The sequence below is a fragment of the Pseudomonas sp. Z1-14 genome (genome assembly GCF_051132005.1).
Taxonomy (GTDB): Bacteria; Pseudomonadota; Gammaproteobacteria; order Pseudomonadales; family Pseudomonadaceae; genus Aquipseudomonas.
The window spans coordinates 805,097-830,400 of the sequence record NZ_CP071646.1; the positions used below are offsets into that span (position 1 = coordinate 805,097).

The following is a 25,304-nucleotide window of genomic DNA, read 5'->3' on the forward strand; positions in this document are numbered from 1 at the left end:
CGGTGGTTGGGCCGTCGACTATGCTTCGGCCTGAGGCGCTCCTTGCCAGTCAGGCATGGGCAGCGCCAGAATGCCGCTATCTGCCCCGCCTGATGTAAGGAAGCCCGATGCCTGATCCTGTTGCTGCCAGCTTGCGTCTAGCGCCCGAAGCGCTGACCCGTCCGTTTTCCGCTGAACAGTTCAGCTTCTCTACCACCAATGATCTGGAGCCCTTTCGCGGTGTGCTTGGCCAGGAACGCGCGGTCGAAGCCTTGCAGTTCGGTGTGGCGATGCCACGCCCCGGTTACAACGTCTTTGTCATGGGCGAGCCCGGCACCGGTCGGTTCTCGTTCGTCAAACGCTACCTCAAGGCCGAGGGCAAGCGCATGCAGACCCCGGCGGACTGGGTCTATGTCAATAACTTCGACGAGCCTCGCGAACCGCGTGCCCTGGAATTGCCGTCGGGCACGGCCGGGGCTTTCATCGCCGACATCAATGGCCTGATCGACAATCTGCTGGCGACTTTTCCGGCGGTGTTCGAGCATCCGTCCTACCAACAGAAAAAAAGCGCGATCGACCGCGCCTTCAATCAGCGCTACGACCGCGCCCTCGATGTGATCGAGCGCCTGGCGTTGGAAAAGGATGTCGCGCTGTACCGTGACAGCAGCAACATCGCCTTCACGCCGATGAGCGAAGGCAAGGCCCTGGATGAAGCGGAGTTCGCCCAGTTGCCAGAGGCCGATCGCGAGCGCTTCCATGAGGACATTTCCAATCTGGAGGAGCGTCTGAACGAAGAGCTCGCCAGCCTGCCGCAGTGGAAACGCGAATCCAACAACCAACTGCGCCAGCTCAACGAAGAAACCATCACCCTGGCCTTGCAGCCGTTGCTCGCGCCGCTCTCGGAAAAATACGCCGAGAATGCCGCCGTCTGCGGTTACCTGCAGGCCATGCAGGTCTACCTGCTCAAGACCGTGGTCGAGCAATTGGTCGACGACAGCAAGACCGACGCCGTCGCCCGCAAATTGCTCGAGGAGCAATACGCGCCGAGCCTGGTGGTCGGGCATCCGGCGAGCGGTGGCGCGCCGGTGGTGTTCGAACCGCACCCGACCTACGACAACCTGTTCGGGCGCATCGAGTACAGCACCGATCAGGGCGCGCTCTACACCACGTATCGGCAGTTGCGCCCGGGTGCCTTGCACCGGGCCAACGGCGGGTTCCTGATTCTTGAGGCGGAAAAGATGCTCGGCGAGCCGTTCGTGTGGGATGCGCTCAAGCGCGCCCTGCAATCGCGCAAGCTGAAGATGGAGTCGCCGTTGGGTGAGCTGGGGCGGCTGGCGACGGTCACCCTGACGCCGCAACATATTCCGTTGCAGGTCAAGGTAGTGATCATCGGCGCCCGCCAGCTGTACTACGCGTTGCAGGACCTGGATTCGGACTTCCAGGAAATGTTTCGCGTGCTGGTGGACTTCGACGAAGACATCCCGATGGGCGACGAGAGCCTGGAGCAGTTTGCCCAGTTGCTCAAGACCCGAACCTCGGAGGAGGGCATGGCCCCGCTGACCGCCGATGCGGTGGCGCGCCTGGCCACTTACAGCGCGCGCCTGGCGGAGCATCAGGGGCGCCTGTCGGCGCGAATCGGTGATCTGTTCCAATTGGTCAGCGAAGCGGACTTCATCCGGCAGTTGGCCGGCGATGACATGACCGATGCCGGCCACATCGAGCGCGCCCTCAAGGCCAAGGCGACTCGCACCGGACGGGTTTCGGCGCGGATCCTCGACGACATGCTGGCCGGGATCATCCTGATCGATACCGACGGCGCGGCCGTGGGCAAGTGCAACGGGCTGACCGTGCTGGAAGTGGGGGATTCGGCGTTTGGCGTGCCGGCGCGGATTTCCGCCACGGTGTACCCCGGCGGCAGCGGTATTGTCGACATCGAGCGTGAGGTCAACCTCGGCCAGCCGATCCACTCCAAGGGTGTGATGATCCTCACCGGGTACCTGGGCAGCCGTTATGCCCAGGAATTCCCCCTGGCGATTTCGGCCAGCATCGCCCTGGAGCAATCCTACGGTTATGTGGACGGTGATAGCGCCTCCCTGGGCGAGGCTTGCACGTTGATCTCGGCCCTGTCGAAGACGCCGTTGAAGCAGTGCTTCGCCATCACCGGTTCGATCAACCAGTTCGGCGAAGTGCAGGCGGTCGGTGGGGTCAACGAGAAGATCGAAGGGTTCTTCCGCCTCTGCGAAGCCCGCGGGCTGACGGGAGAGCAGGGTGCGATCATCCCCCAGGCCAACGTTGCGACCCTGATGCTCGACGAGAAGGTGCTGGCCGCGGTGCGAGCGGGGCAGTTCCACGTCTATGCCGTGCGCCAGGCCGACGAGGCATTGAGCCTGCTGGTGGGCGAGCCTGCCGGTGAGCCGGATGAAAATGGCGAGTTCCCGGAGGGCAGCGTCAACGCTCGCGTGGTGGAGCGGCTACGGGTGATCGCGGAAATGATCAGCGAGGACGACATCAAGGAGGCGGAAAAGGAAATGGCCCAGCAGGCGCTGGCGGAGGCGAAGCCGGCCTGATGTTTTCCTGATTGTCGCAGGTACCCTTGTGGGAGCGAGCCTGCTCGCGAAAGCGGACTGTCGGCCAGTATTGTTGTTGGCTGACACACCGTATTCGCGAGCAGGCTCGCTCCCACATTGTTTGGTGAATCTGAATATTGCGTCACCAGTTTGGCGTCAATATCCACACTGTGACCGCTCGGCGTATTCTGGTCTCGAAATCCCTTGCGGCCGGAACTTTTCTCCTATCCTCAGTTCAAGGATAACGAGAGCCATCATTGGATCGAAACAGTCTTCCCGGGCTGAATACCGGATCTACCGAGGGGCGCCGCCATGTCGCGCAACCTTTGTCTTACTCGCCACTGCCTGGGTCTGGTGACCCGTATCGAATGCGCCGTTCGTCCGCTCGCTGGCAACACCGGCATGTGGACTGTACTGTTCGCCGCCGGAATGGCCGGCGAGCAACCTACCGCGATCAAGGCCCAAGGGCCGTTCCCTGGCCCGACTGCCGCTGAAACCCTCCTCGACACCATCGTCCAGAACCTGACATTGCACGGTTATGAGCTGGCTGATGATCCGCAGATCTGGTCGCTGCACATGCAGGCACAGCTACGGGAAATCAACGGAGGCCGTTGTCGCAACGTTGGCGGCGTCGAATATCGCCCGCTGCATTGAGCCCTCAACGCGGTAAAGTCTTGACACAAGCGTCGGGCCCCAGGAAGGGGGCGGCGTTTGTGGGGCGGGTCGTGGCTGATATACTCGCCGCGATTTTTCAGCCCAGGTGTGAGACTCAATGGAACGCTTTATCGAAAATGCAATGTATGCCTCCCGTTGGCTACTGGCGCCGATCTACTTCGGGTTGTCCCTGGGCTTGCTGGCTCTGGCACTGAAATTCTTCCAGGAAGTCTTTCATATCATTCCCAACGTATTTGCCATGGCCGAGTCCGAGCTGATCCTGGTGCTGTTGTCGCTGATCGACATGGCGCTGGTAGGCGGCCTGCTGGTGATGGTGATGATTTCCGGCTACGAGAACTTCGTCTCGCAACTGGACATCGACTCCGACAAGGAAAAGCTCAACTGGCTGGGCACCATGGATTCCTCGTCGCTGAAGATGAAAGTCGCGGCGTCGATCGTTGCCATTTCTTCCATCCACTTGCTGCGTATTTTCATGGACGCCAAGAACGTCGATCCCGAGCACCTGATGTGGTACGTGATCATCCACATGACCTTCGTGGTCTCGGCATTCGCCATGGGCTATCTGGACAAACTGACCAAGCATTGAGGTTCGTCACGGGCGGCGGCATCTGTGCTAGTCTGCTCGCCCTTTTGGTTCCGGGCGCTCCGGGAGGCGCTGTGTCACGCACGGCACGCTCCCGAGCCGTCCGCACAGCGGAGCAGCAGCATGTCCGAAGTTAACCTGTCCACCGACGAAACCCGCGTCAGCTACGGCATCGGCCGTCAGTTGGGCGACCAACTGCGCGACAACCCGCCGCCGGGCGTCAGCCTGGACGCGATCCTCGCCGGCCTGACCGACGCTTTCGCCGGCAAGCCGAGCCGCGTGGGCCAGGACGAGATGTCCGCAAGCTTCAAGGTGATCCGCGAAATCATGCAGGCCGAAGCTGCCGCCAAGGCTGAAGCCGCTGCTGGCGAAGGCCGTGCATTCCTGGCCGAAAACGCCAAGCGCGAAGGCATCACCACCCTGGCGTCCGGCCTGCAGTTCGAAGTGCTGACCCAGGGCGAAGGCGCCAAGCCGACTCGCGAAGACCAGGTGCGTACCCACTACCATGGCACCCTGATCGACGGCACTGTGTTCGACAGCTCCTACGATCGTGGCCAGCCAGCCGAATTCCCGGTAGGTGGCGTGATCCCGGGCTGGACCGAGGCGCTGCAACTGATGAACGCCGGCAGCAAATGGCGCCTGTACGTGCCGAGCGAACTGGCCTACGGCGCCCAGGGCGTTGGCAGCATTCCACCGCACAGCGTGCTGGTGTTTGACGTCGAGCTGTTGGACGTTCTGTAAGGCAACTGCCTTTTGTGGGAGCGAGCCTGCTCGCGAAGCGGTGTGTCATCGAACATTGATATCGACTGACCTACCGTCTTCGCGAGCAGGCTCGCTCCCACAGGGTTTGCTGCTTCATCCGTGGAACCTGCCACTGAAATCACCCGTCGGGCGCAACGCCCGGGCGTAGCAGAACAGGAACAGGTTACGCACCAGCTCCTTGAGCACCAGCGGCTCACTGGAATTGAGGCTGTTGAGGTCCAGGTCGCCTTGGTCCTGCAGCTCGTTCAAGGCTTCTTCTTCAAGCACCGCACAGACTTCGCCGGTTTCCCGATGCAGGATCCTGAGATAGGGATGTGGGCGGTCCAGCCAGGCATCGATCAAATAAGTCATGGTTCTCATCTCCTTGATGGGGTTCGATGAGAATAATTCTTATTCGCTAAATAGCAAGTCTCTATTGGCGCAACGCTGGTTTTTCTGACGATGGGTTGGGATGGCTCAGGTCATCCGCAACTGGCGGGCCTGGCGAAACGGAGGGGGCGAAGCAGCATCCCGCGCTTGACGCGGGATGCACGTGTGACAGGTTCAGACCTTTCTGACGAACTCGGATTTGAGCTTCATCGGGCCGATGCCGTCGATCTTGCAGTCGATGTCGTGGTCGCCATCGCACAGGCGGATATTCTTGACCTTGGTGCCGACCTTGACCACCAGCGAAGTGCCCTTGACCTTGAGGTCCTTGATCACGGTGATGGTATCGCCGTCCTGCAGGACGTTGCCGACCGAATCTTTTTTCACCGTATCGTCGGACGGCGCTTCAGCTTCGTCGCTGGCGGACCATTCGTGGGCACACTCCGGGCAGACCAGTTGAGTACCGTCTTCGTAGGTGTATTCGGAATTGCATTTCGGGCAGGGAGGCAACGTGCTCACTAAGGTTCCTTGGGTATCAGGAGGTCAAAAGGGCGCACATTGTATAGGGTTTTGTCGCAAGGAGGGTGATACGGGGCTTTTGTGGCGAGGGAGCTTGCTCCCGCTGGGTTGCGAAGCAGCCCCGATTGGATTGCTGCGATCATTCAGGCGGATCGCGTCAGCCGGTTTTACGCCGGCTGCGCCGCCGAGCGGGAGCAAGCTCCCTCGCCACTAAAGCTCGCCGTTTTCATCCAATCAATGGGTACGCGCAACCGCAAACTCGCTCAGTTCCACCAGTGCGTCGCGGTATTCGCTGGCCGGCAGGGCGTCGAGGCACTTGATCGCACGGGCGACGTAGTCCCGGGCCAGGGTTGCGGTGTAGTCCAGCGAACCGGAAGCTTCAACCGCCGCACGGATGCTTTCCAGATCCTCGATCCCGCCTTTCTGGATCGCCTGGCGGACCAGCGCGGCCTGTTCCGGCGTGCCTTCGCGCATGGTGTAGATCAGCGGCAGGGTTGGCTTGCCTTCGGCCAGGTCGTCACCGACATTCTTGCCCAGGGTGTCGGCGTCGCCCTTGTAGTCCAGCAGGTCGTCTACCAGTTGGAACGCCACGCCCAAGTGATCGCCGAAGGTGCGCAGGGCTTCGCTCTGCTCGGCGGTGGCGCCGGCCAGGGCGGCGGCGCTGTGAGTCGAGGCTTCGAAGAGCATCGCGGTCTTGCCGCGGATGACTTCCATGTAGGTTTCTTCGGTGGTGCTGGCGTCGCGGACCTTGGACAACTGCAACACTTCGCCTTCGGCGATGATGCGCGTGGCCTGGGACAGAATCTTCATCACCGGCATCGAACCCAGTTCGACCATCATTTCGAACGAGCGCGAATACAGGAAGTCGCCCACCAGCACGCTTGGGGCATTGCCCCACATCGCGTTGGCGGTCGAGCGGCCACGGCGCATGCCGGACATGTCGACGACGTCGTCATGCAGCAGCGTCGCGGTGTGCAAAAATTCGATGGTGGCGGCCAGCAGGCGCATGTCGTCGCCTTCGCGACCCAGGGCCTTACCGCACAAAAGCACCAATAGAGGACGCAGGCGCTTGCCCCCGGCCGAAGTGATGTAGTCGCCGATTTTCGATACCAGCGGCACTCGGGAAGTCAGCTGCTTCTTGATGATACCGTCGACGGCGCTAAAATCGTCCGCCACAGCGCGGTAGAAAGCTTGGGGTTGCATCAGCGACAGGCGCTCCAGAAGGGTTGCGCGGCATGCTAGGACCCACGTCCGCAGGTGTCAAGGCGCGATAGACGGCCACTTGCAAGGCTCTGCCGGCTTGCGTACAATCGCGCACCCTGAACTTCCTGGGCAGCACCTGCCTTACGCAATTGCATCCGGGCCTTCCAGCCCATGCAGCCATGCCAGCCAATACCTCTTCTTATAAAGCGCTGGGTGAGCAGGATTATCGGAGAAATACCATGTCGTACGCAGTAATTGTTACTGGTGGCAAGCAATACAAGGTCGCCCCAGGTGAATACCTGAAGATCGAGAAACTGGAAATCGCTACCGGCGAATCCGTGACTTTTGATCGCGTTCTGTTGGTCGCCAATGGCGACGACGTGAATATCGGCGCTCCAGTCGTTGCTGGCGCTACCGTTGTGGCTGAAGTGATCTCCCAAGGTCGTCACGATAAAGTCCGCATCATCAAGTTCCGTCGTCGTAAGCACCACATGAAGCGTATGGGCCACCGCCAGTGGTACACCGAGATCAAAATCACCGGTATTCAGGCTTAATTCCAGCCTAATTCCTCACTAGGAGAATTGAACTCATGGCACACAAAAAAGCTGGTGGTAGTACCCGTAACGGTCGCGACTCAGAAGCCAAACGCCTTGGCGTGAAGATGTATGGCGGCCAGGCTATCAAAGCGGGCAACATCATCGTGCGTCAGCGCGGCACCCAATTCCACGCTGGCTACGGCGTTGGCATGGGCAAGGATCACACCCTCTTCGCTAAAGTCGAAGGCGTGATCAAGTTCGAAGTAAAAGGCGCCTTCGGTCGTCGTTACGTAAGCGTTATCGCAGCTTAATTGCGAGACCGCTGGAAAAGCCCTGTCTTGCGACGGGGCTTTTTCGTTTGTGGGGTGAGTCTCTTGCAAAACTGTTTGTATGGGCTGTCGGCGCTGCGGTTGGGGCGTGTTTTCAGGTCGCTGCGCTCATTTTTGCAAGAGTCTTATGTCTTGTTTTTTTGGCTCGTCCGTACGGCGAGAGGCGTGTGTCATGAAGTTTGTTGATGAAGTATCGATTCGAGTAAAGGCTGGCGACGGCGGCAATGGTTGCATGAGTTTCCGTCGGGAAAAATTCATCGAAAACGGTGGTCCGAACGGTGGTGACGGGGGCGATGGCGGCTCGATCTACATGCTCGCCGATGAAAACCTCAACACCTTGGTGGATTACCGTTACACCCGGCATTTCGATGCCGAGCGTGGTTCCAACGGCGGCAGCACCGACTGCACCGGCAAGAAGGGCGAAGACCTGATCCTGCGTGTGCCGGTCGGTACCACAGTAATCGACTCCGCCACCCAGGAGGTCATCGGCGACCTGACCAAGGCTGGCCAGCGCCTGCTGGTGGCTCATGGCGGCTGGCACGGTCTGGGTAACACCCGCTTCAAATCCAGTACCAACCGTGCGCCGCGCCAGACTACGCCGGGCAAGCCAGGCGAGCAGCGTGACCTGAAGCTGGAAATGAAAGTACTGGCCGACGTGGGTCTGCTGGGCCTGCCGAACGCGGGTAAGAGTACGTTCATTCGCTCGGTGTCGGCGGCCAAGCCGAAAGTCGCCGATTACCCGTTCACCACCCTGGTGCCGAACCTGGGCGTGGTCAGTGTCGATCGCTGGAAAAGCTTCGTAATCGCCGACATTCCGGGGTTGATCGAAGGTGCCTCCGAAGGTGCTGGCCTGGGGATTCGTTTCCTCAAGCATTTGTCCCGCACCCGTCTGTTGCTGCACCTCGTCGACATGGCGCCGCTGGATGAAACCGATGCCGCCGATGCCGCCGAGGTTATCGTCAACGAGCTGACCAAATTCAGCCCGGCCCTGGCCGAGCGCGACCGTTGGCTGGTGCTCAACAAGTGCGACCAGATCCTCGAAGAAGAGCACGAAGAGCGGGTCAAGGAAATCGTTGATCGCCTGGAGTGGGAAGGTCCGGTCTACGTGATCTCGGCCATTGCCAAAGAAGGCACCGAGCGCCTTTGCCACGACATCATGCGTTACCTGGAAGATCGTGCTGATCGCCTGGCCAATGATCCGGCCTACAAGGAAGAACTGGCCGAGCTCGACCAGCGCATCGAAGACGAGGCGCGCGCCCAGTTGCAGGCGCTGGATGACCAGCGTGCACTGCGCCGCAGCGGCGTCAAGTCGGTCCATGACATCGGTGATGACGATTGGGACGAAGAGGATGTGGATGACGAAGACGGTCCGGAAATCATCTACGTTCGCGACTGATCTGGTGCTGATGCAGGCCGCTTGAGATCGGAACCTGTGGGAGCGAGCCTGCTCGCGAAGGCGATGTGTCAGTTTGCATTCATGCTGTTGACCCTATGCCATCGCGAGCAGGCTCGCTCCCACAAGGTTTCTCGGGTAGCTGGCATGGGGAGCAGGTTCAAGTGTTTCGGCGCGGTGTTATCATCGCAGTCGGCCGGTTTTCAAGGCGCCGCTCATTCGAGCGGCGTTTTGGTATCTGAAAAACGCAAATACGAATAATCCCATGAGTGGCGCTGGGTCGCGCTGTTCGCTGGCAAAGGTTGAAGAAAATGCGGAGCAAGGTGACGGGTGCGCAACGCTGGGTCGTGAAGATCGGCAGCGCACTGCTGACGGCGGATGGCAAGGGCCTGGATCGCCAGGCGATGGCGGTGTGGGTCGAGCAGATGGTGGCCCTGCATGAGGCGGGCGTCGAGCTGGTACTGGTCTCCTCGGGTGCCGTGGCGGCCGGCATGAGCCGTTTGGGCTGGACGTCGCGACCCAGCGCGATGCACGAACTGCAGGCCGCTGCCGCCATTGGCCAGATGGGTCTGGTGCAGGCGTGGGAGTCGAGCTTTGCCGAGCATGATCGCCACACGGCGCAGATCCTGCTGACCCACGACGACCTGTCCGACCGCAAGCGTTACCTCAATGCCCGTAGCACGCTGCGAGCATTGGTGGAGCTGAAAGTCATCCCGGTGATCAACGAGAACGACACGGTGGTCACCGACGAGATCCGTTTCGGCGACAACGACACGCTCGCGGCGCTGGTAGCCAACCTCGTGGAAGCCGACCTGCTGGTGATTCTCACGGATCGCGACGGCATGTTCGACGCCGATCCGCGCAATAACCCTGATGCCAAGCTGATCTACGAAGCCCGAGCCGACGATCCCGCGCTGGATGCGGTGGCGGGTGGCACTGGCGGAGCCCTGGGGCGCGGCGGCATGCAGACCAAGCTGCGCGCGGCGCGTCTGGCGGCACGTTCCGGTGCTCATACCATCATCGTCGGTGGTCGTTTGGAGCGGGTGTTGGATCGCCTCAAGGCCGGGGAGCGCATCGGCACGCTGTTGTCGCCTGAGCGCGGCATGCTGGCGGCGCGCAAACAGTGGCTGGCCGGGCATCTGCAAACCCGGGGCACGCTGGTGCTGGACGCCGGGGCCGTGTCGGCGCTGTCTCAAGGTAACAAAAGCCTGCTGCCGGTAGGCGTGAAGCTGGTCCAGGGCAGCTTCCGCCGTGGCGAAATGGTCGTTTGCGTAGCGCCGGATGGTCGAGAGATTGCCCGGGGCCTGGCCAACTACAGCGCGCTGGAAGCACAGAAAATCATCGGCCAATCGTCTGATGCGATTGTTGGTCTGCTGGGTTACATGGCTGAGCCTGAGCTGGTTCACCGTGACAACCTGATCCTCGTCTAAGGAAAAATCATGGGTTTGGCAAAAGGATTGATCGGCTTGCTGGTGGCGCTGCCGCTGTTGGCCTCTGCCGAGGAAATCGGGCAGGTGTCCACGGTATTCAAGTTTGTCGGGCCAAACGACCGGATCGTGGTCGAGGCGTTCGATGATCCCAGGGTCGATGGCGTGACCTGCTATCTGTCGCGTGCCAAGACCGGCGGCGTAAAAGGTGGCCTGGGGCTGGCCGAAGATCGCGCCGAGGCGTCCATCGCCTGCCGCCAGGTCGGGCCGATCAGCTTCAAGGGCGAGCTCAAGGATGGCGAGGAGGTCTTCCGGGAGCGCACCTCGCTGGTGTTCAAGACCATGCAGGTGGTGCGTTTTCTCGACAAGAAGCGCAATACGCTGGTGTACCTGGTCTATAGCGACCGTGTGATCGAGGGTAGCCCGCAGAATGCGGTGACGGCGATTCCGATCCTGCCGTGGGCCAAGGCTCAATAACCACGCAAAAACCACTGTGGGAGCGAGCCTGCTCGCGAATGCGGTCTGCCAGTGACATTGATGCTGTCTGGCACACCGTATTCGCGAGCAGGCTCGCTCCCACATTTCTTGCTTGTGGTGCGCCTGACAAATCCCAGGCAATAAAAAACCGACCCTGGGGTCGGTTTTTTAACGAGCGCGTCGCTTAGGCAGCAGCGGCAACGTTCAAGGCCTTTACGTGGCCATTCAGGCGGCTCTTATGGCGAGCAGCCTTGTTCTTGTGGATGATGCCTTTATCGGCCATGCGGTCGATAACTGGCACAGCCAGAACGTAAGCAGCTTGTGCTTTTTCAGCGTCTTTTGCGTCGATGGCCTTGACTACGTTTTTGATGTAGGTACGGACCATGGAACGCAGGCTGGCGTTGTGGCTGCGACGCTTCTCAGCCTGTTTTGCACGTTTTTTGGCGGAAGGTGAGTTGGCCACCGTCGAGCTCCTCGAAAGACTTTTTAGGAAATAGCAAACAAAATAGGCCGCGAATCATGCCGATGAGTTGACGTGTTGTCAAGGGCGGGTGACACGTTCCGCTGAATGGCAGGTGCGGCGCACCGAATGATTTCTTTCCGGCGTGCGACCTGTAAACTCGCGGGCTTTGGCGCTGTGCTGTTTAGCGGCGCGAAGTATCGCACAAGTGGGCGCGTTGTTCGCCTGCTGTTTATCGACAGGCACAAACTCTTTTCATGAATCTGCTCAAATCGTTGGCTGCCGTCAGCTCTATCACGATGCTTTCCCGGGTTCTGGGATTCGTTCGCGATACGCTGATCGCGCGGATATTCGGTGCCGGAATGGCCACCGACGCCTTCTTCATCGCCTTCAAGCTGCCAAACCTGCTGCGGCGGATCTTCGCCGAAGGGGCCTTTTCCCAGGCCTTCGTGCCGATCCTGGCTGAATACAAAAGCCAGAAGGGCGACGAGGCGACCCGCACTTTCATCGCTTATGTGACCGGTTTGCTCACGCTGGTGCTGGCGCTGGTCACCGCGGCCGGCATGCTCGCCGCGCCTTGGGTGATCTGGGCCACCGCGCCAGGTTTCACCGACACGCCGGAAAAATTCCAGCTCACCTCCGACCTGTTGCGGGTGACCTTTCCTTATATATTGCTGATTTCCCTGTCATCGCTGGCCGGGGCGATCCTCAATACCTGGAACCGCTTCTCGGTGCCGGCCTTCGTGCCGACGCTGCTCAATGTCAGCATGATCGTGTTCGCGCTGTTCCTGACGCCGTATTTCGATCCGCCGGTGATGGCCCTGGGTTGGGCGGTGCTGGTCGGCGGCCTGGCGCAATTGCTCTATCAACTGCCCCACCTGAAAAAAATCGGCATGCTGGTACTGCCGCGCCTGAACTTGCGCGACAGTGGCGTGTGGCGCGTCATGAAACAGATGCTGCCGGCCATTCTCGGGGTGTCGGTGAGTCAGATTTCCCTGATCATCAACACTATCTTCGCCTCGTTCCTGGTGGCCGGCTCGGTCTCGTGGATGTACTACGCCGACCGCTTGATGGAGCTGCCTTCCGGCGTACTGGGCGTGGCGCTGGGCACGATTCTGCTGCCTACCCTGGCCAAGACCTACGCCAGCCAGGACCGTCACGAATACTCACGCATCCTCGATTGGGGCCTGCGCCTGTGCTTCGTGCTGGTCCTGCCTTGTGCGCTGGCGCTGGGGATCCTTGCCGAGCCGCTGACGGTTTCGCTGTTCCAGTATGGCCAGTTCAATGCGTTTGATGCCTTGATGACCCAGCGCGCGCTGATCGCCTATTCGGTGGGCTTGCTTGGAATCATTGTAATCAAGGTCTTGGCGCCGGGTTTCTACGCCCAGCAGAACATTCGCACGCCGGTGAAGATCGCCATCTTTACCTTGGTGATGACCCAGCTGTTCAACCTGCTGCTCATCGGACCCCTGGCCCATGCCGGCCTGGCCCTGGCGATCAGCGCCGGTGCCTGCCTCAACGCCGGGCTGCTGTTCTACCAGCTGCGCAAACAGAAGATGTATCAGCCGCAGCCCGGCTGGGCCAGGTTCGGCCTCAAGCTGCTGGTCGCCGTGGCGGTGATGTCGGCGGTGTTGCTGGCGGGGATGCATTTCATGCCGGCTTGGGGTGAAGGGCAGATGTTCGAGCGCTTCCTGCGCCTGGGTGTACTGGTCCTGGCTGGCGTGGTGGCTTATTTCGGTATGTTGCTGCTGATGGGATTCCGTCTGCGCGACTTCAATCGCAAGGCCTTGAGCTGAACGGTTGCCTTCGATAATCCCGGGCCGGACGGCGGTTTTGTCGGTTCGATCACTTTGGGTTACGGTGTTGCCTGTCGCCGACCGCCGGGTGTGGTTATAATCGGCCACTTTATGAGCAAGAAGCGCGTTATGCAGCTGGTTCGAGGCCTCCACAACCTGCGTCCCCGGCATCGGGGCTGTGTCGCCACTATTGGCAACTTCGACGGTGTTCACCGTGGCCACCAGGCTATCCTGGCGCGGCTGCGCGAGCGTGCGCTGGAGTTGGGCCTGCCCAGCTGCGTGGTGATCTTCGAGCCGCAGCCCCGGGAGTTCTTTGCCCCGGACACCGCTCCGGCGCGTCTGGCCCGGTTGCGTGACAAACTGCAATTGCTGGCCGCCGAAGGCGTCGATCGGGTCCTCTGCCTGGCTTTCAACCAGCGCCTGAGCCAGCTCAGCGCCGCCGAGTTCGTCGATACCATCCTGGTGGAGGGTCTCGACGTAAAGCATCTGGAAGTCGGCGACGATTTCCGTTTCGGCTGCGACCGGGCAGGGGATTTTGATTACCTGCAACAGGCCGGCATCGCCCAGGGATTCACCGTCGAAGCGGCACAGACCGTCGAAATGGACGGTCTGCGCGTCAGCAGCACCCAGGTCCGCAATGCCCTGGCGGCGGCGGACTTCGAATTGGCCGAGCGCTTGCTCGGCCGGCCGTACCGGATTGCCGGGCGGATCCTGCACGGGCAGAAACTGGCGCGCCAATTGGGCACGCCGACGGCCAACGTGCAACTCAAGCGCCGTCGTGTGCCGTTGACAGGGGTGTTCCTGGTGAGTGTCGACATCGACGGCAAGACCTGGCCCGGCGTCGCCAATATCGGCGTACGCCCCACGGTGCAGGGGGATGGCAAGGCCCATCTCGAAGTACACATTCTGGATTTTGCCGGCGATCTGTATGACCGGCGTTTGACGGTGGTTTTCCACCAGAAGCTGCGTGAAGAGCAGCGTTTTGCCTCTCTGGAGGCGCTCAAGACGGCGATCCATGCAGATATCGCCGCCGCCCGTGCCCTTGTCGCAACCAGCGCCAATCGCTAATGAAGAGCCTTAAATGACCGACTATAAAGCCACGCTAAACCTTCCGGACACCGCCTTCCCAATGAAGGCCGGCCTGCCTCAGCGCGAACCACAGATTCTGCAGCGTTGGGACAGCATTGGCCTGTACGGAAAGTTGCGCGAAATTGGCAAGGATCGTCCGAAGTTCGTCCTGCACGACGGCCCTCCGTACGCCAACGGCACCATCCACATCGGTCACGCGCTGAACAAGATTCTCAAGGACATGATCATCCGCTCCAAGACCCTGTCGGGTTTTGACGCGCCGTATGTCCCGGGCTGGGATTGCCACGGCCTGCCGATCGAGCACAAGGTCGAAGTCACCCACGGCAAGAACCTGGGCGCCGACAAGACCCGCGAGCTGTGCCGTGCCTACGCTACCGAGCAGATCGAAGGGCAGAAGTCCGAATTCATCCGTCTCGGCGTGCTGGGCGACTTCGCCAACCCGTACAAGACCATGGACTTTGCGAACGAAGCCGGTGAAATCCGCGCCCTGGCGAAAATCGTCGAGGGCGGCTTCGTGTTCAAGGGCCTGAAACCGGTCAACTGGTGCTTCGACTGTGGTTCGGCCCTGGCCGAGGCGGAAGTCGAGTACGAGAACAAGAAGTCCTCGACCATCGACGTCGCGTTCCCGATCGCCGATGAAGACAAGCTTGCCGCCGCTTTCGGCCTGGGCAAGCTGGCCAAGCCGGCCGCCATCGTGATCTGGACCACCACGCCGTGGACCATCCCGGCCAACCAGGCGCTGAACGTCCATCCGGAATTCAACTACGCCCTGGTCGACGTCGGCGACAAACTGCTTCTGCTGGCCGAAGAGCTGGTCGAATCCTGCCTGGCCCGCTACAGCCTGGAAGGTTCGGTGATTGCCACCGCGCCAGGTTCGGCGTTGGAGCTGATCAACTTCCGTCATCCGTTCTATGACCGCCTGTCGCCAGTGTATCTGGCCGACTACGTGGAGCTGGGCGCCGGCACTGGCGTGGTTCACTCCGCGCCGGCCTATGGCGTCGACGACTTCGTGACCTGCAAGAAATACGGCATGGTCAACGATGACATCCTCAATCCGGTGCAGAGCAATGGCGTCTACGTACCGTCGCTGGAATTCTTTGGCGGCCAGTTCATCTGGAAAGCCAACCCGGCCATCGTCGACAAGCTGACCGAAGTCGGCGCGCTGCTGCACACCACTGTCATCGAACACAGCTACATGCACTGCTGGCGCCACAAGACCCCGCTGATCTACCGCGCGACCGCGCAGTGGTTCATCGGCATGGACAAGCAGCCAACCAGTGGCGACACCCTGCGCCAGCGTTCGCTCAAGGCCATCGAAGAGACCCAATTCGTTCCGGCCTGGGGCCAGGCGCGCCTGCACTCGATGATCGCCAACCGTCCGGACTGGTGCATCTCCCGCCAGCGCAACTGGGGCGTGCCGATCCCGTTCTTCCTGAACAAGGAAAGCGGCGAGCTGCACCCGCGCACCGTCGAACTGATGGAAGAAGTGGCCAAGCGCGTTGAAGCCGAAGGCATCGAAGCCTGGTTCAAGCTCGATGTCGCTGAGCTGCTGGGCGACGAAGCGCCGCTGTACGACAAGATCAGCGACACCCTCGACGTCTGGTTCGATTCCGGCACCACTCATTGGCACGTGTTGCGCGGCTCGCATCCGATGGGCCACGAGAACGGCCCGCGCGCCGACCTGTACCTGGAAGGTTCGGACCAGCACCGTGGCTGGTTCCACTCGTCCTTGCTGACCGGTTGCGCCATCGACAACCACGCGCCGTACCGCGAGCTGCTGACCCACGGTTTCACCGTTGATGAGGCCGGTCGCAAGATGTCCAAGTCCCTGGGCAACGTGATCGCGCCGCAGAAAGTCAACGACACCCTCGGCGCCGACATCATGCGCCTGTGGGTCGCGTCCACCGACTATTCCGGCGAGATGGCCGTTTCCGAGCAGATCCTGCAGCGCAGCGCGGACGCCTACCGGCGGATCCGCAATACCGCGCGCTTCCTGCTTTCGAACCTGACCGGTTTCAATCCGGCCACCGACCTGCTGCCGGCCGAAGACATGCTTGCGCTGGACCGCTGGGCCGTGGACCGCACCCTGTTGCTGCAGCGCGAATTGCAGGTGCACTACGGTGAATACCGTTTCTGGAACGTCTACTCGAAGATCCACAACTTCTGCGTGCAGGAGCTTGGCGGTTTCTACCTCGACATCATCAAGGACCGCCAGTACACCACCGGCGCCAACAGCAAGGCACGTCGTTCGTGCCAGACCGCGCTGTTCCACATCAGCGAGGCGCTGGTGCGCTGGATCGCGCCGATCCTGGCGTTCACCGCCGATGAGCTGTGGGAATACCTGCCGGGCGAGCGCAACGAATCGGTGATGCTCAACACCTGGTACGAAGGCCTGACCGAACTGCCGCAAGGCTTCGAGCTGGACCGTGCGTATTGGGACCGGATCATGGCGGTCAAGGCGGCGGTCAACAAGGAAATGGAAATCCAGCGGGCGGCCAAGGCTGTCGGCGGCAACCTGCAGGCTGAAGTGACCCTTTACGCCGAAGAGGCGCTGGGCGCCGATCTGGCCAAGCTGGGCAACGAGCTGCGCTTCGTGCTGATCACCTCGACCGCCAGCGTCGCGCCGCTGGTGCAGGCGCCGGCCGATGCGGTGGTCACCGAGGTAAGCGGCCTGAAGCTCAAGGTGGTCAAGTCGAGCTTCGTCAAGTGCGCCCGTTGCTGGCACTGCCGCGAAGACGTCGGTGTGAACCCGGAGCATCCGGAAATCTGTGGTCGTTGCGTCGACAACATCAGCGGTACGGGTGAGGTTCGCCACTATGCCTGATTTGGCGCCCAACGCAGCGGGCCGTTTCGGACGGCTGGGCTGGCTCTGGTTGAGTGTGCTGGTCCTGGTGATCGACCAGGCCAGCAAGTACTACTTCGAGAGTTCGTTGACCATGTACCAGCAGATCGTGGTCATCCCCGACTACTTCAGCTGGACGCTGGCCTACAACACCGGCGCGGCATTCAGCTTCCTGGCCGACAGTTCGGGCTGGCAGCGTTGGCTGTTCGCCCTGATTGCCGTCGTGGTCAGCGCCGTGCTGGTGGTCTGGCTCAAGCGCCTGGGGCGTGACGAGACCTGGCTGGCCGTGGCGCTGGCGCTGGTCCTGGGTGGCGCGCTGGGCAACCTGTACGACCGGATTGCCTTGGGCCATGTGATCGATTTCATCCTGGTGCATTGGCAGAATCGCTGGTACTTCCCGGCGTTCAACATTGCCGACAGTGCCATTAGCGTGGGCGCCGTGATGCTCGCCCTGGATATGTTCAAGAGCAAGAAAACCGGAGATGCCGTCCATGACTGAGCAGCGTATCGCTCAAAACACCGAAGTGAAGCTTCACTTCGCCCTGCACCTGGAAAACGGCGACACCGTCGACAGCACGTTCGACAAGGCGCCGGCCGTGTTCAAGGTCGGCGACGGCAACCTGCTGCCAGGCTTCGAGGCGGCGATCTTCGGTTTCAAGGCCGGCGACAAGCGCACCGTGGTGGTTCCTCCGGAAAATGCCTTTGGTCAGCCCAACCCGCAAAACGTGCAGACCATGCCACGCTCGCAGTTCCAGGACATGGAGCTGTCCGAGGGCCTGCTGGTGATCTTCAACGACGCGGCCAACGCCGAGCTGCCGGGTGTGGTGAAAGCTTTTGACGATGCCGAGGTGACCGTGGACTTCAACCACCCACTGGCGGGCAAGACCTTGAGCTTCGAGGTGGAAATCCTTGAAGTGAAGGCGGTTTAACGTTTAACAGCAATTACCGCACCCACAATACCTGTGGGAGCGAGCCTGCTCGCGAAGGCTGCGTCACAGTCGCCACCGAGTTGACTGAACCACCGCATCGCGAGCAGGCTCGCTCCCACAGACACGAGGCACAGCATGCAAATCAAACTCGCCAACCCCCGTGGCTTCTGCGCTGGCGTGGACCGGGCGATCGAAATCGTCAACCGCGCCCTGGAAGTCTTCGGGCCGCCGATCTACGTGCGCCATGAAGTGGTCCACAACAAGTTCGTCGTCGAGGACCTGCGCAGCCGTGGGGCCATCTTCGTCGAAGAACTGGACCAGGTGCCGGACGACGTCATCGTGATCTTCAGCGCCCACGGCGTTTCCCAGGCGGTGCGTACCGAAGCGGCTGGCCGTGGCCTGAAAGTGTTCGATGCCACATGCCCATTGGTTACCAAGGTCCACATCGAAGTGGCGCGCTACAGCCGTGACGGTCGCGAATGCATCCTGATCGGCCATGAAGGCCACCCGGAAGTTGAAGGCACCATGGGCCAGTACGACGCCAGCAATGGCGGCGCGATCTACCTGGTCGAAGACGAAGAGGACGTCGCGGCCTTGCAGGTTCGCAACCCGGAAAAGCTGGCTTTTGTTACCCAGACCACCTTGTCCATGGACGATACCAGCCGGGTGATCGACGCCCTGCGCTCGCGCTTCCCGGCCATCGGCGGGCCGCGCAAGGATGACATCTGCTACGCGACCCAGAATCGTCAGGACGCGGTCAAGCAACTGGCCAACGAGTGCGATGTGGTCCTGGTGGTCGGCAGCCCGAACAGCTCCAACTCCAACCGCTTGCGCGAGCTGGCCGAACGCATGTCGACCCCGGCCTACCTGATCGACGGCGCCGAGGACATGCAGCGCAGCTGGTTCGATGGTGTCGAGCGGATCGGCATCACCGCCGGCGCCTCCGCACCGGAAGTCCTCGTACGCGGGGTGATCGAACAGTTGCAGGCCTGGGGCGCAACGGGCGCCGACGAGCTGGCGGGGCGCGAGGAAAACATTACGTTCTCGATGCCGAAAGAGCTGCGGGTCCGCTCCCTGCTTTGAGTCCTTTTTCACAGAGGGCCTGCTCGGCTTTGACACTTTCCAGGCGGACGCGGCCGGAGGGCGCCAGGATCACCTGGTGATGGCTGACCGGCCCGCGTCTGGCGCAGACATGCAGCGTGCCTGCCTGGAACGCGCCGTCGGGGTGCAGGGCTTCTCCCTGGCCGCCGAACCTCACCCGGCGTTTCACTGGCGAGTTGCCAACCACCCGAGCATGACCGCTGCGCTCCCTCAGCAAGGTTTGCTCCTTGTTGTCCAGCGTGATCCGCCAGCCCTTGCCCCAATCATTGTCGATTCCCTGGATCAAGATGCGCCGGTTGCGCGTGATGGCTTCGCTGCGGGCAAAACGCAACCCGCTGATCAGCAACCGGGCGGTATCCTCGCGTTCGATGGACTCGATCAGCTCTTTGTAGCTTGCACCGGCCCACGGCAGAACAATTGCGGCAATCGCCAGTCCCATGAGCAGTTCAATCAGGCTGAAGCCCTGTTGATGCATGACGTCTCCTCCCTGGAGAGCGTGAAGCGGATTTAAGGCTTATGAATCGTTGTGGCACTTCGCATACGGCGACGGTTTGTTCTAGCGTGTAGAAGCAGGTATAGCCGACGGCAACGGAGGGCATCGATGGATCTTCGTACAAAAGGTTTCACGCTGATCGAGGTGTTGGTGGCCCTCGGCGTGCTGCTGATCCTGATCACCATGGCGGTGCCGTCATTCACCGGCTCGCTGCAAAGTACCAAGGCCGATACCGAGATCGACGACCTGCGCCGAGCCTTGAATTTCGCGCGAATGGAAGCGATCAACCGTCGCATCACCACGCGGATTCGTCCCACCACGCAGGGCGGTGCCTGGAGCGGTGAATTGATGGTGTATGACAACACGGGCAACCCGGCCAATCCGACCAATGTATTGCGGGTTGTTCCAGCAATGGGCGGCGGCGTGACTCTGACGCTAACCTCAGAAGTGACCAACATTGATTTCAACAACCTGGGCGGGTTATCGGCACCGACCACGCCGGTGGGCTTCAATTACGTGAGAGGGGCGCAGAGCAGGACGCTCAATGTCTGCCTCAATGGACGAATCGTATTGGGTGGAAATTGCGGATGAAGGATTGCAGTAAAACGGCGCAGGAGGGCATGACGCTCATCGAGGTGCTGGTGGCGATGCTGATTCTCGGCGTGGGTTTGCTGGGCGCGGCGATGGTCCAGCTCAATGCCCTCAAATACACCGACAGCTCGCGCATGACCAGCCAGGCCAGCTTCATCGCCTACGACCTGTTGGACCGCATCCGGGCCAATTCCGGTGCCGACTACACCATCACGCCGCCGAGCTCGCCGAACCTCAACGTGGCCCGGGACCAGGACCTTTATGACTTCAAGACCAACATCGTCGCTTTCGGCGGCGCCACGGCCACCGGTACGGTTGCGCTGAACCAGCGGGTCTACACCATCACCATTTCCTGGGACGACGCCCGGGCTGCCAACACGACCAACGCGGCCGAGGCGCGACGCAGCTTTGTGCTGACCAGCCGGGTCGCTGTCGATCCATTGGCGACGACGCCATGAACCGGCATAGCCGGGGTTTCGGGCTGATCGAACTGATGATCGCGCTGGTCATCAGCCTGATCGTCGTGCTGGGCGTCGTGCAGATTTTCATCGCCGCGAAAAATACTTACGTAAGCCAGAGTGCCGCCGCGGTGATGCAGGAGGATGCACGGTTTGCCTTGAGCAAAATGGTTCAGGAAATTCGCATGGTGGGCATGTTCGGCTGCCTGGCGACGGTCACCGATGCGTCTTCGAACAATGATTTCGCCGCCAGCCAGATCACCCCGATTCGCTGGGACAACGCCACCCGCAGGTTGACCCTGGTCACGGCGGATATCGGCAATAGCGGCAGTGCGCCGACCTGGACCATCGTTTCCGATTGCCGCAATACGGCCACCGCCTACACCGGAGCGCGAGCACCCGCGAGCGGGCAGATGGCCTTTCCGATCCGGCGGCTGATCTATGGTTTCAACAACAATCAGCTATTGCTGGGGAGCGGCGCTGGCAACCCGACCATGGCGGTGCTGGTGGATAACGTGCGGGCATTCGACGTGACCTTCGGCGTGGCCGGCAGCGCGACGGACATCGCGGCCACCAGCTACAGCGGCAATCCGAGCGACCCGGCGCTGATCCGCAGCGTGCGCCTGACGCTGACGCTGTTCGACCCGAAAAATACCGTGCGCGAGCAGACCTTCAACGTGGTTGCTGCCTTGCGCAACCGGCTGCTATGAGGGGGCGACTGATGAGGTCGACAGGTTTCGGGTATCGCCAGCGCGGCATGGCCTTGCTGGTCAGCCTGGTCTTTTTGCTGCTGCTGACACTGATTGGTTTGTCGTCGATGCAGAGCGCCACGCTTCAGGAAAAGATGACCAGCAGCGTCATGCAGCGCAACCAGTCGTTCCAGATGGCCGAGGCGGCGCTGAGGGTCGGGGAAAGCGCGGTGCAGGCAGAAAGTTATTCGCTGCCGGTTTGTACCGCGGCCCAATGCGCGCCACCGCCTGAGTCGGCAACAGTGACGGCGGCGGGACGCTATTCCTCGTCGGGGGTGCTCTGGGTGGCCGCCGCCGGTGGGTTTTACGGCGTGCAGAATATCGGCACAACCCTTACGGCAGTCAACGTGCCGCTCAATACCTCGGCGACGCTGTACCGGATCACGGCGGTGGCGGTGGTGGGCAACAACCAGCGCAGCGTGGTGGAGAGCATCTATGCGAAATATTAGAGTGCTTCGGGGCTGGCGCCAGGCGTTGTGGGGGATGTTGCTCAGCCTTTACCTGACGGCCCCGGTCTATGGCTTCACACCGTCGGAATCACCGCTGTTGAGTGCGGCGGCGGTGACGCCCAACGTGATGCTGCTGATCGATGATTCGGGGAGCATGAACAACATTATCTGGGCGGCGGGGTTTGATCCGGCGGCAACGCAACCACCGATTTCTATATGCACTGACGACAGAAGTTGTAGCAGCAGCAATAGGGCGCTGCTTGCGGCAAACGACGGGAACGTCTTGCTTGCGAGTCTGTTCCGCGGCGATTGTTTAAATGGCTGGTATGGCTTCTACCGAACTGGCTTTGGTCAGGTTTGCCTGCGGTTACCCGATCCGGTTGGCGGCGAGAATACTCGCTACACAGCTAAGTACTTATCTTATCTAGTCACCCTTGCCAACGGTTCAAGCCGGGACTTCACCAACGGCTCAATCCCGAGAGACTATCGAATAAACGTAGCAAGGAATGTTTCGACTGATCTGGTCGGCAACAATCGCTCCCTGCGCATCGGCCTTGCCACTTTCAATTCGCCCAACAGCTTCAATTCCGGCCCTGGCGGCTATATTGCTCGTGCGATCAGCGATCTGTCGCCGGTAAGTGGCAGTGTCACCCAGACGCAGGCGAATACTAACTACAGCGCCTTGATCAGCGCCATAAACGCTCTAGGCGCCGTCGCCAATACGCCGCTGGCTGAGAGTTACTACGAAGTCACTCGTTATTTCAGAGGTATGGCGCCTTATTACAACAACACCCCAAGTACCTATACCAGCCCGATTCAGTACCGATGCCAGAAAAATTTTGGCGTGGTGATCACTGATGGTTTGCCCACTTTTGACCGAACGTTTCCTACCGATGATCCGTCCGGGGGGAGCCGCTTGCCAAACTGGGATGGCATCAGCGCCAACGATGGCGCCGATCCCAAGGGGGACGGGGAGGGCGACACGCTGTACCTGGACGACATTGCCAAATTCGCCTTCGACATCGACATGCGTTCCACCGGCACCGACGTCACCGGGAAAAGCTGGGATGGAGCCGAATTCCGCCGGCAGTACCTCAATACTTATACTGTGGGTTTTGCTGTCACCAACCAGATGCTTTCCGACGCCGCTCGCTACGGTGCGGGCAAATATTATCCGGCCACCGACAGTGAAGGCTTGAACTCGGCCCTGTCGTCGGCCCTGAGCGACATCACCTCCAAGGCCGGTTCGGGAGGCGGCGGCACCAGCAATGGCGCGACGCTCTCCAGCACTTCCAGTTTTTACCAGACCACCTACGACCCCAGGGACTGGCGCGGTACCATCAAGGCATTCGGCTTCAATTCCACTGGAACGGTGAACACCGCAGAAGCGCAGTGGACCACCGACACCGCTATCGTTCCCGGTGCCACACCACCGATCTACCAGTCCTGGAACACCGCGACCAACGTGCCGGTGACCCTGGCCTATGGCAACTTTTCGCCGGCCCAGCAAACCAGCCTGAGCCAGGGCCTGCCCACGGGGATCACCGGTAACGACTTGGTGGAGTGGAGCAAAGGCGTCAACAAGACCGGGCTCAAGGTGCGCAGCGTCCTGCTGGGGGACATCATCAATTCGCCGCTGGTCCTGGCCTCGCCCAATGACCAGACCGCCTCGGACCTGCTGAACGACACCAGTTACAGCAATTACCTGGCGACCAAGGCGGCAAACATGAGCAGCAGCCTGGTGGTGAATGGCAATGATGGTTTCTTTAGTGTCATCAACAGCGCCAACGGAACCCGCCGTTACGCATATATGCCGTCGACCGTGCTTCCCTCATTGCAGCTCATCGCTGATCCCGGCTACATCAATGGCGTGAGTCATAAATTCCTGGTGGACGGACAGGTTGCCGTATTCGATGCGCAACTGGGCAGCGTCTGGAAAACGCTGGCCCTGGGTGGCACCGGCGCGGGCGGCCGGGCGTTTTACGCGGTGCAACTGTTCGACGCAGCGGCAGGCAACGCGATCCGGGCACTGTGGGAGATCAGCGCGCCGACCCTCGCCAACGCAGCCAATGTCTTCAATGACCTGGGCTACGCCTACGCGCGCCCTGAAGTCGCGCGCCTCGCGGACGGTCGCTGGGCGGCGTTCATCGCCAATGGTTATGGCAGTAATACCGGCGTTGCGGCGCTGTACGTGGTGGACGTTCGCGACGGTTCGCTGATTCGCAAGATAGTCGTCAACAGCCCCGACACCAATAACGGCCTTTCGTCGGTCAAGCTGCGGGTCAACGCCCAGAACGTTGTGCAGGCGGCCTATGGTGGGGACCTGAAAGGACGGATGTGGAAGTTCGACCTCAGCGCAACTTCGCCGAACACCTGGGGCCTGGCGTTTGCCGGCCAGCCGTTGTTCACCGCTCCAGGTGGCGCGACACAGCCGATCACCGCGCAACCGCTGCTGGCGGAGAACCCCCAGGGCGGCATCCAGGTATTTTTCGGCACGGGCAAGTTCAATGAGTCGGCGGACAAGCTCAACAAGGACCTGCAAGGGTTCTATTCGATCTGGGACGCTAGCGGTGGCGCCGGGCAGATTACCGTGGCGAACCTGCAGGCCCAGTCGATCACCAGCATTTTTTCCGGTACTACCGGGCAATTCGTGACCACCAGCCAGAACAACGTGGCCTATCCCACGCAAAAAGGCTGGTATCTGCCGCTGATATACAACAACGCGCTGACCGGTGAACGGGTGATCAACCCGGCCAGCCTGGTACTTGGGCGTGTGGTCTTTACCACCGCCGCCGTTGATACCACTGACCCATGCGCGAGCTTCGGTACCGGCAAACTGATCGAAGTGGATGCGTTCAACGGTAAGATGCTCAACTACGCGGTGCTCGATACCAACAACGATGGCTCGATCAATACCCTCGACACGATTTCCGCTGGCGTGGTGTTCACGGGGGGGATCCCGACCTTGAGCGCGGTCGTCAGCGCCAATGGAGCAACCAATATGGTCGTGAATGACTCCGGTGGTGGAATCACCGACCTGCTGACCAAGTCCGTCGGTGGCAGCCGTCGTATCATGTGGCGGCAAATACAGTGAGGTAAGGCATGCGCAAATCCAACCGGGGTTTCACCTTGATCGAAATCATGATTGTCATCGCGATCATCGGTATCGTGATCACCATCGGCTATCCCAGCCTGACCGAATACATGAAAAAGGGGCGGCGAGCCGAAATCGCCGGGCTGCTGTCGGAGCAGGCACAAATCCTTGAGCGTCACTATTCGAAGACCAACGTCTATACCAACGCGACTGGCCTGAGCAGTGGCAACGATTTCTACACTATTAACCTGACGCCGACGGAGCAGAGCTTTACCCTGACCGCACTACGCAGAAGTGGCTCGTCCATGGCGACGGACAAGTGCGGTGATTTTACGATCGACAACACGGGCAAGCGAGCCAATATCAACTCCGCTGCCGGCGTGACCACCAAGGATTGCTGGGGTCGTTGAGTTTTTTATCCGGGTGCGGACGAGCGC

Annotated in this window: 26 protein-coding genes; 21 read left to right on the forward strand and 5 right to left on the reverse strand. The window is 60.9% G+C overall.

What is annotated here, in order from left to right; all coding sequences use genetic code 11:
* Positions 1-107: 107 nt before the first annotated feature.
* From J3P89_RS03790 to J3P89_RS03805, 4 genes are all read left to right on the forward strand, one after another.
* A complete protein-coding gene (locus tag J3P89_RS03790; protein ID WP_434628136.1) occupies positions 108-2,546 on the forward strand; it encodes a Lon protease family protein in 2,439 nt (812 codons plus the stop codon).
* 312 nt (positions 2,547-2,858) lie between these two features.
* Entirely contained in the window at positions 2,859-3,200 is a 342-nt protein-coding gene (locus tag J3P89_RS03795; RefSeq protein ID WP_434628139.1) for a hypothetical protein, read from the forward strand.
* 118 nt (positions 3,201-3,318) lie between these two features.
* Entirely contained in the window at positions 3,319-3,807 is a 489-nt protein-coding gene (locus J3P89_RS03800; RefSeq protein ID WP_047230159.1) for a TIGR00645 family protein, read from the forward strand.
* Between the two features lie 120 nt (positions 3,808-3,927).
* Positions 3,928-4,545: an FKBP-type peptidyl-prolyl cis-trans isomerase gene (locus tag J3P89_RS03805; protein ID WP_003205746.1), complete on the forward strand. Its 618-nt coding sequence runs from the start codon at positions 3,928-3,930 to the stop codon at positions 4,543-4,545.
* A gap of 114 nt (positions 4,546-4,659) precedes the next feature.
* On the opposite strand, the gene J3P89_RS03810 is transcribed toward J3P89_RS03805, so the two are convergent.
* From J3P89_RS03810 to J3P89_RS03820, 3 genes are all read right to left on the reverse strand, one after another.
* Positions 4,660-4,917 (reverse strand): PA4570 family protein, encoded by a 258-nt coding sequence (locus J3P89_RS03810; RefSeq protein ID WP_003205743.1) that lies wholly within the window; start codon positions 4,915-4,917, stop codon positions 4,660-4,662.
* 192 nt (positions 4,918-5,109) lie between these two features.
* Positions 5,110-5,451 (reverse strand): zinc ribbon domain-containing protein YjdM, encoded by a 342-nt coding sequence (locus J3P89_RS03815; RefSeq protein ID WP_434696757.1) that lies wholly within the window; start codon positions 5,449-5,451, stop codon positions 5,110-5,112.
* Between the two features lie 234 nt (positions 5,452-5,685).
* The gene (locus tag J3P89_RS03820; protein WP_305498703.1) at positions 5,686-6,654 is read right to left on the reverse strand and encodes a polyprenyl synthetase family protein; all 969 of its coding nucleotides are present in this window, start codon (positions 6,652-6,654) and stop codon (positions 5,686-5,688) included.
* A gap of 239 nt (positions 6,655-6,893) precedes the next feature.
* Here J3P89_RS03820 and rplU point away from each other — a divergent pair, with 239 nt between their 5' ends.
* The 5 genes from rplU (at position 6,894) to J3P89_RS03845 (ending at position 10,816) form a co-directional block, all read left to right on the forward strand.
* The gene (gene rplU / locus J3P89_RS03825) at positions 6,894-7,208 is read left to right on the forward strand and encodes a 50S ribosomal protein L21 (RefSeq protein ID WP_003176051.1); all 315 of its coding nucleotides are present in this window, start codon (positions 6,894-6,896) and stop codon (positions 7,206-7,208) included.
* Positions 7,209-7,243: 35 nt separating this feature from the next.
* Complete coding sequence (gene rpmA, locus J3P89_RS03830; RefSeq protein ID WP_003205738.1) at positions 7,244-7,501, forward strand: 50S ribosomal protein L27; 258 nt, start codon at positions 7,244-7,246, stop codon at positions 7,499-7,501.
* A gap of 190 nt (positions 7,502-7,691) precedes the next feature.
* Positions 7,692-8,915 carry an Obg family GTPase CgtA gene (cgtA, locus tag J3P89_RS03835; protein ID WP_060740551.1) on the forward strand — a complete coding sequence of 408 codons (1,224 nt, stop codon included), beginning with the start codon at positions 7,692-7,694 and terminating at the stop codon, positions 8,913-8,915.
* Positions 8,916-9,223: 308 nt separating this feature from the next.
* The gene (gene proB / locus J3P89_RS03840; RefSeq protein WP_305498706.1) at positions 9,224-10,342 is read left to right on the forward strand and encodes a glutamate 5-kinase; all 1,119 of its coding nucleotides are present in this window, start codon (positions 9,224-9,226) and stop codon (positions 10,340-10,342) included.
* A gap of 9 nt (positions 10,343-10,351) precedes the next feature.
* A complete protein-coding gene (locus J3P89_RS03845; protein WP_305498707.1) occupies positions 10,352-10,816 on the forward strand; it encodes a CreA family protein in 465 nt (154 codons plus the stop codon).
* 184 nt (positions 10,817-11,000) lie between these two features.
* Here the strand turns inward: J3P89_RS03845 and rpsT are convergent, their stop codons facing one another.
* Positions 11,001-11,279, reverse strand: a complete 279-nt coding sequence (rpsT, locus tag J3P89_RS03850) for a 30S ribosomal protein S20 (protein ID WP_020798646.1) — start codon at positions 11,277-11,279, stop codon at positions 11,001-11,003.
* 254 nt (positions 11,280-11,533) lie between these two features.
* Between rpsT and murJ the strand changes: the two genes are divergently transcribed.
* From murJ to ispH, 6 genes are all read left to right on the forward strand, one after another.
* The gene (murJ, locus tag J3P89_RS03855) at positions 11,534-13,072 is read left to right on the forward strand and encodes a murein biosynthesis integral membrane protein MurJ (protein ID WP_434696758.1); all 1,539 of its coding nucleotides are present in this window, start codon (positions 11,534-11,536) and stop codon (positions 13,070-13,072) included.
* 129 nt (positions 13,073-13,201) lie between these two features.
* Positions 13,202-14,140 carry a bifunctional riboflavin kinase/FAD synthetase gene (ribF, locus tag J3P89_RS03860; protein WP_434696759.1) on the forward strand — a complete coding sequence of 313 codons (939 nt, stop codon included), beginning with the start codon at positions 13,202-13,204 and terminating at the stop codon, positions 14,138-14,140.
* A gap of 13 nt (positions 14,141-14,153) precedes the next feature.
* Positions 14,154-16,985, forward strand: coding sequence for an isoleucine--tRNA ligase (gene ileS / locus J3P89_RS03865; protein WP_434696760.1), 2,832 nt, complete (start codon positions 14,154-14,156; stop codon positions 16,983-16,985).
* Complete coding sequence (gene lspA / locus J3P89_RS03870) at positions 16,978-17,502, forward strand: signal peptidase II (RefSeq protein ID WP_434696761.1); 525 nt, start codon at positions 16,978-16,980, stop codon at positions 17,500-17,502. Before ileS ends, lspA begins: the two co-directional genes overlap by 8 nt.
* Positions 17,495-17,932, forward strand: a complete 438-nt coding sequence (fkpB, locus tag J3P89_RS03875) for an FKBP-type peptidyl-prolyl cis-trans isomerase (protein WP_434571725.1) — start codon at positions 17,495-17,497, stop codon at positions 17,930-17,932. Before lspA ends, fkpB begins: the two co-directional genes overlap by 8 nt.
* Before the next feature lie 135 nt (positions 17,933-18,067).
* Complete coding sequence (gene ispH / locus J3P89_RS03880; protein ID WP_420767641.1) at positions 18,068-19,015, forward strand: 4-hydroxy-3-methylbut-2-enyl diphosphate reductase; 948 nt, start codon at positions 18,068-18,070, stop codon at positions 19,013-19,015.
* On the opposite strand, the gene J3P89_RS03885 is transcribed toward ispH, so the two are convergent.
* Positions 18,969-19,508: a GspH/FimT family pseudopilin gene (locus J3P89_RS03885; RefSeq protein WP_434601876.1), complete on the reverse strand. Its 540-nt coding sequence runs from the start codon at positions 19,506-19,508 to the stop codon at positions 18,969-18,971. The two genes, ispH and J3P89_RS03885, sit on opposite strands and share 47 nt — an antisense overlap.
* Before the next feature lie 126 nt (positions 19,509-19,634).
* On the opposite strand from J3P89_RS03885, the gene J3P89_RS03890 reads away from it, so the two are divergent.
* From J3P89_RS03890 to J3P89_RS03915, 6 genes are read left to right on the forward strand one after another with little or no spacing between them, the layout of a single operon-like run.
* Positions 19,635-20,117, forward strand: coding sequence for a GspH/FimT family pseudopilin (locus J3P89_RS03890; protein WP_434696762.1), 483 nt, complete (start codon positions 19,635-19,637; stop codon positions 20,115-20,117).
* Entirely contained in the window at positions 20,114-20,575 is a 462-nt protein-coding gene (gene pilV / locus J3P89_RS03895) for a type IV pilus modification protein PilV (protein ID WP_305498723.1), read from the forward strand. The genes J3P89_RS03890 and pilV overlap by 4 nt, the downstream gene beginning before the upstream one ends.
* Positions 20,572-21,285, forward strand: coding sequence for a PilW family protein (locus J3P89_RS03900; protein ID WP_434655581.1), 714 nt, complete (start codon positions 20,572-20,574; stop codon positions 21,283-21,285). The genes pilV and J3P89_RS03900 overlap by 4 nt, the downstream gene beginning before the upstream one ends.
* 11 nt (positions 21,286-21,296) lie before the next feature.
* Positions 21,297-21,773, forward strand: coding sequence for a pilus assembly PilX family protein (locus tag J3P89_RS03905; RefSeq protein ID WP_434628166.1), 477 nt, complete (start codon positions 21,297-21,299; stop codon positions 21,771-21,773).
* Positions 21,760-24,867, forward strand: coding sequence for a pilus assembly protein (locus J3P89_RS03910; protein ID WP_434696763.1), 3,108 nt, complete (start codon positions 21,760-21,762; stop codon positions 24,865-24,867). The genes J3P89_RS03905 and J3P89_RS03910 overlap by 14 nt, the downstream gene beginning before the upstream one ends.
* An 8-nt stretch (positions 24,868-24,875) precedes the next feature.
* Positions 24,876-25,277: a type IV pilin protein gene (locus J3P89_RS03915; protein WP_434696764.1), complete on the forward strand. Its 402-nt coding sequence runs from the start codon at positions 24,876-24,878 to the stop codon at positions 25,275-25,277.
* Positions 25,278-25,304: the final 27 nt, after the last annotated feature.